This window comes from Weissella cibaria KACC 11862 (genome assembly GCF_000193635.1).
Lineage (GTDB): Bacteria > Bacillota > Bacilli > Lactobacillales > Lactobacillaceae > Weissella > Weissella cibaria.
The window spans coordinates 1-5,610 of record NZ_AEKT01000054.1; the positions used below are offsets into that span (position 1 = coordinate 1).

At 45.4% G+C, this 5,610-nt stretch carries 5 protein-coding genes and 1 tRNA gene; 2 read left to right on the plus strand and 4 right to left on the minus strand.

The features are described from left to right. Nucleotides 1-201: 201 nt before the first annotated feature. Nucleotides 202-274: transfer RNA gene (locus ESE_RS0110530), tRNA-Lys, on the plus strand. Between the two features lie 84 nt (nt 275-358). On the opposite strand, the gene ESE_RS0110535 is transcribed toward ESE_RS0110530, so the two are convergent. The 4 genes from ESE_RS0110535 to rpsF all read right to left on the minus strand — a co-directional run bounded on the left by ESE_RS0110535 (nt 359) and on the right by rpsF (nt 2,294). Next, complete coding sequence (locus ESE_RS0110535; RefSeq protein WP_010375105.1) at nt 359-841, minus strand: hypothetical protein; 483 nt, start codon at nt 839-841, stop codon at nt 359-361. Nucleotides 842-1,072: 231 nt separating this feature from the next. After that, the gene (gene rpsR / locus ESE_RS0110540) at nt 1,073-1,315 is read right to left on the minus strand and encodes a 30S ribosomal protein S18 (RefSeq protein WP_003608765.1); all 243 of its coding nucleotides are present in this window, start codon (nt 1,313-1,315) and stop codon (nt 1,073-1,075) included. A 51-nt stretch (nt 1,316-1,366) separates the two neighbouring features. After that, the gene (ssb, locus tag ESE_RS0110545) at nt 1,367-1,918 is read right to left on the minus strand and encodes a single-stranded DNA-binding protein (RefSeq protein WP_010375108.1); all 552 of its coding nucleotides are present in this window, start codon (nt 1,916-1,918) and stop codon (nt 1,367-1,369) included. A 76-nt stretch (nt 1,919-1,994) separates the two neighbouring features. Continuing rightward, complete coding sequence (rpsF, locus tag ESE_RS0110550) at nt 1,995-2,294, minus strand: 30S ribosomal protein S6 (protein ID WP_003608769.1); 300 nt, start codon at nt 2,292-2,294, stop codon at nt 1,995-1,997. Nucleotides 2,295-2,767: 473 nt separating this feature from the next. On the opposite strand from rpsF, the gene ESE_RS0110555 reads away from it, so the two are divergent. Continuing rightward, nucleotides 2,768-5,560, plus strand: coding sequence for a MucBP domain-containing protein (locus tag ESE_RS0110555; RefSeq protein WP_010375110.1), 2,793 nt, complete (start codon nt 2,768-2,770; stop codon nt 5,558-5,560). Nucleotides 5,561-5,610: the final 50 nt, after the last annotated feature.

Sequence of the window (5,610 nt, forward strand, 5' to 3'; positions counted from 1 at the left end):
ACATCATAAGCCTTAAACAACTGACAAACTTTTTTGCAGCCGCCTTCTTTCAATCACTTTTATAACTCAAGATACGACACCAAATGCGTCTAAGACCCCCCACAGCAGACACGCCATTAATTAATTTAAACAAAACACTTGCGTAACCTGTTTTATTCTGGTAATATATATTTTGTTGTTGAGGCAACGGCATAGAAATATGGGCAGATAGCTCAGTTGGTAGAGCAACGGACTCTTAATCCGTGGGTCCAGGGTTCGAGCCCCTGTCTGCCCATCCTATAAACCACTAGGTCATTTGATCTAGTGGTTTTTTGTATCAAAAAACGAGGCAGAAAACTCTCCCCCGTGTGCGAAAAATTTATTTAACCGCAGCAATTCGACCATCAAAATTCAAGGCGAGTAATCCACGATCAATCATACCTTCAACAATGTCTTCGTTTTGTTCCCCTGGGTGTTTCGCCTCTAACTCATCTTGGTACGTATCCACGTAGGTATCTTCAAACGCATCACGTATATCCTCTTTAGAACCAGTTTGAATGATACCATCCTTTTGATCCGCAATAAACTTGTCCAAATCCTCACTCAGACGCGTTTCTACCGCAGTTTGCGATGGCAAACTCGTGGCACTGCTCGTGGCCGTTGAATCACTCGTAGCGCTTGCAGACGACGAGCTTGTTGACTCGCTGGCTAACTTAGCTGATTCTGAGTAACTCTTAGCTAAACTCGCTTCATATCGACGCTCAAATTGCTCTTCCTTATGATCGTTGTAAGCTGCCATCCCCACCGCACCAACAATTAAAGCAACAGCCACACTCCCGACACTAATTATCCACTTCTTCATCAGCAGACACCCCCTTCTTCATTAGCACTAACGTTACCATGCAGATATGTACAAACAAACGCCCCATAATCGAAAACATTATGGCTTAAAATCGGTCAGTATCAGCATACTCAGCTAAACAGACATGTTCATCTGTCAAAAGGCAAAAGCACACTTGCTATGGATAAAAAAAGAGCGACTCAGCAAAAGCTGAGTCGCTCTTTTAAGGTTGTTACTAAAAGCGTTATGCTATTAGTCTTCTGCAACGAATGGCAAAAGACCCATAACACGTGCACGCTTGATAGCAGTCGTCACCTTGCGTTGGTTCTTAGCAGACGTACCCGTCACACGACGAGGCAAGATCTTACCGCGTTCTGAAATGAAACGCTCCAACAATTCAGTGTCCTTGTAATCCACGTATTCGATGTGGTTGGCTGCGATAAAGTCAACCTTACGACGACGGCGAGGGCCGCCACCACGACGTTGTTGTGCCATGATTAATTCCTCCTGATAGACTTATGTCGTTAGACAATTAGATATATCAACTTAGAATGGTAGATCATCGTCAGAGATATCAACCTCTTGACCACCACCGAAAGGATCATTAGATGATTGTGCAGGTGTTGACGCACCACCAAACACATTACCATTTGATGCAGGTGCACCGAATGGATTTTGTGCCGGCGCGGCATTAAAGCCGCCTTGGTTGCCACCCTGTTGACCACCGCCGAAGTTATTGTTTGCTGAACCGCTTTGCGCACGGCGTTGCTCACTTTCAGCGCGACTCTCCAACAACGAGAAGTTATCAACGACAACTTCTGTGACATATACACGTTGACCTTGTTGGTTCTCGTAGTTACGAGTTTGCAAACGGCCTTCAACTGCAACCAATGACCCCTTAGAGGTAAAGTTTGCAAAGTTTTCAGCCGACTTACGCCAGATAACGGCGTTAATAAAGTCGGTCTCACGCTCACCATTAGCGTTAGTAAACTGACGGTTAACAGCAAGTGAGAAAGTTCCGACAGCAGCACCTGAAGTCGTGTAACGTAATTCAACGTCACGCGTCAAGCGACCAACCAGAACAACACGATTAATCATATGGAAAGTCTCCTTTCAACGGTCCATCGACCAATAAAACTAAGTCAATAAAAATGTTAGACAATTAAGCTAACAATTACTCAGCTGATGCAAAGTCGCGCTTTACAACCATGTGACGCAAGATATCTTGTGAGATCTTTGCCAAACGATCAAATTCGTTGATGGCTGCGTCATCTTCTGCAGTAAAGTTAACGATGTGGTAAGTACCCTCACGGTAACCTGCAATTTCGTATGCAAAACGACGTGATGACCAGTCCTTAGACTCTGCCACCGTTGCACCGTTGTCCGCCAAGATCTTGTCGAAACGCTCAACCAATGCCTTCTTAGCATCGGCGTCCATGTCAGGGCGAATGATGTACGTCAATTCGTATGCCATAATAACTTCCTCCTTTTGGTCTATGGCCGACTTCCTGCCGGCAAGGAGAGCTGTTGAAACAAATTTCAACATAACTCACAAGAACTAAGTTTACACGCCCCACCAACGTTTTGCAAGTAGAATGGCTACGCCTTTTTGTACATGATTCATTTATGCAAATATCTATGATTCCTGAATTTAGCGGTTAATCATCCACGCATTTCTCATGACAGCGACGAGAACAGTCCCACATATGAGACACATTATGCACTCACCACATTTTCAAACTAAAACAATGGGAATTGCCCATTTTTATCAATACATTTAAAATACAAAAATATTCAATAAATCTATTTTTGTAATTTTTTGAAAATTTACAAAAAAATTCAAACGCCATTTTTGTTGTTTAGGTTCCCAAAACTGACGATAATATATACACGTAGTTGCTTATTATTAGTAATTACAAAAGAGAAAGAAAGAGTTAGTAACATATTATGGATACATATAAAGTTTCACGACGTTCGGCAACACGTCGTTTACTATTTAGTGTCGCACTATTGGGTACTGTGACACTATCTGCACCAATTTCCGTTGTCGCCGCAACGGATGGTTTCTCCGTTACAACGCCCTCATCTACTTACGATGTGGCAAACGGATTCCTCACCTTTGATTCCCAAACCTCAAAAGATCAAAGCTGGCTAGTACCAAGTGGTAATTGGTACTTCTCAGTTAATACTGCTGACATTAACGCCGGGTTAGCCAACCCTGAAGTTCACGCAATTTACATCAGTGCCTACGGTCAACGCACCCAATTAACCTTCAATGGCGACGGTACGCAAACACTAACTGGCGACCGTGGCGTATCATATCGTGTGCAAGTTAAGAATGGTGAAGTTAGTTTGTATAACGGTGGTTCAAACGCTTCAATGGATATCCCTGTTCGCACAACGCAAACAACATACTTCAAGGACGTTAACGGCAAGGATATCGCACCTGCCGTGGCACAAAGTAACGCAATCGTTGGGCAAGACTACACCACAACGTCTAAAGTAATTCCTGGCTATACCTTAACCGAGACACCAGTTAATGCGACCGGTACCGTTTCAAATCAAAAGACGACTTATGTTGTTGGTACAACAACAACAGAGCCACTGTACGATGACAACGGTCGCCAATGGGCCATCGCAACTAAGACAATTACTGATCCAGCCGGTTCAATTACTGAAACATTGCAAGTCACAGATCGCAACGGTAACCCAATCAGCGGCGTCTTACGTCCGTCAGAGGGTGGCTCAATTGCGCCCGGTAGTTATGGTACTTTTGCTGGTTTGTCACGTTATGGGGCACCATACGGCACGCTGTACCTAACGAACCACAACATTGAGCCCGACACGGTTACCTACGTTTATAAGAAAAATCAAGAAACTGCCAACATCGTGTTAAAGACACCGGATGACACAGTTCTTGGCAAGACAACTGTCACTGGCGACTACGGTGACACACCTTCATATACGCCACCAACCATACCTGGTTACACGTTGACAAAGACACCAACAATCAATCCTTTGAATGATGATGACACGCCAACTTACGAGTACGAATACACACCAAAGACTGAGACTGCAACGGTTAAGGCCGAAGTTATCGATGCCAACGGTAATCCAACTGGTAAGTATCTGCAAATTGATTCATCCTACAAGTACCCAATCGAGCAGAGCGGTCCTTTTAACTCATCATATAAGTTTGGTATTCCTGTCTTGAGCGGTACCGATGCCGACGAGTATATGTACGCCGGTTCAGGTCAAGCTTCTGATTCTGAGAAGGATTACTACGATCCAGAATCAGGTATCGTAACCGGGGTCTACATGGATGACACAAATACAGTGACGTATTACTTCCGCGAGAAGCCAAAGCCAATTACACCAACCGTTCCTGTTACGCCATCAACGCCCGATGACGGCAAGAACGGCAACGATGGTGACAAGACCAACACTGGTAATGGCGGTGATACGACGACCCCTGCAACACCAACTACACCTGAGACGCCTGATGCGCCAACAAAGAACCCAACCATTACGCCCGACCCTAACTTTGTCATGGGTTCAGCAACGATTGAGTACGTTTACGCAGACGGGTCACAGGCTGCCGAGCCTGGCGCACAATCTGGTCGTGTCGGTGCAGATTATGGTTTCGACGCACCCGACAAGCCTGGTTACACCAAGACAGTGACTGGCGATGCTTTGTCAGGTATTCTAGGTGATCAACCTAAACACATCATTGTTACCTACACGCCAATCGAACAAACGATTAAGGTGCACCACGTGGACGAGCAAGGTAACAAGCTTGCCGACGACACAACCATGACTGGTGTCACCGGTGATACCGCAACCGCTGAAGCTTATGACACAATTAAGGGTTACAAAGTTAAGGGGGCTAGCGAGCAATCCGTTACCTTTGGTAAAGACGGCGACGTCACGTTCGTTTATACAAAGAACACCAAGAAGGTCACCGTTGTACCATTCACCCGCGATAAGGACGGTAATCGTGTCCCAATCCCTGGTCAAACCCAAGTTGTTGAAGTTCCTTGGGAAGATAACCAAACAAAGGTACCGGTTTCTGACTTGCCAAACATCCCTTATTACACGCGTGGTGATGTTGCCGTTGACGGCGGTTATGCAACTGTCGATGGCGATTACATCAAGGTCGACACTTCAACTAACCCACCAACTTTGTGGGTTGAGTACACACCTGATACCAGTAATCCAGTCGTCGGTGAAGATGTCGGTACAAACACGGACTACCCTGGTAAGATTGTCCCAGTTGATCCAGACGGCAAAACTTTGAAGCCTGATGGTGACGCCTCATACAATGACAAGCCTGGAACAAAGGTTAAGACACCAACTGTGCCTGGCTATACAGCCGAAGTGCCTAATGTTGAAGTACCCGTTGGTGGTGGTGATATCAAGGTCACTTACCACAAGAAGCCTGTCAGTGACGTGGACACAAAGAGCAACACACCAATTGCCCAGGCAGTTAAAGACGTGCACGAAGCCACGCCAACGCCTACCACGGCTACTCCTGCTACGACACCATCAGATAACACACCTGTTAAATCTGATGACAACGCCACAGCTACTAAGTCTGATGACAAGCCAGCACTAGCACAACTATTGCCAGAAACTGGTCAAGACTTGCAAGTCGGCGTGTCAATTATCGGTCTTGTGATGCTTGCATTTGCTGCGATTTACGCCTTTGTAATTCGCCCAGTGCGTCGTCGCAATAAATAATTTACGTTTAAAAAAGCGATGGGAAATCGATATGATTTCCCATCGCTTTT

Bases quoted from the DNA above. Each gene is read 5' to 3' on its own strand.
- ESE_RS0110535 (WP_010375105.1), bottom strand. From the start codon at position 841: ATGAAGAAGTGGATAATTAGTGTCGGGAGTGTGGCTGTTGCTTTAATT.
- rpsR (WP_003608765.1), bottom strand. From the start codon at position 1,315: ATGGCACAACAACGTCGTGGTGGCGGCCCTCGCCGTCGTCGTAAGGTT.
- ssb (WP_010375108.1), bottom strand. From the start codon at position 1,918: ATGATTAATCGTGTTGTTCTGGTTGGTCGCTTGACGCGTGACGTTGAA.
- rpsF (WP_003608769.1), bottom strand. From the start codon at position 2,294: ATGGCATACGAATTGACGTACATCATTCGCCCTGACATGGACGCCGAT.
- ESE_RS0110555 (WP_010375110.1), top strand. From the start codon at position 2,768: ATGGATACATATAAAGTTTCACGACGTTCGGCAACACGTCGTTTACTA.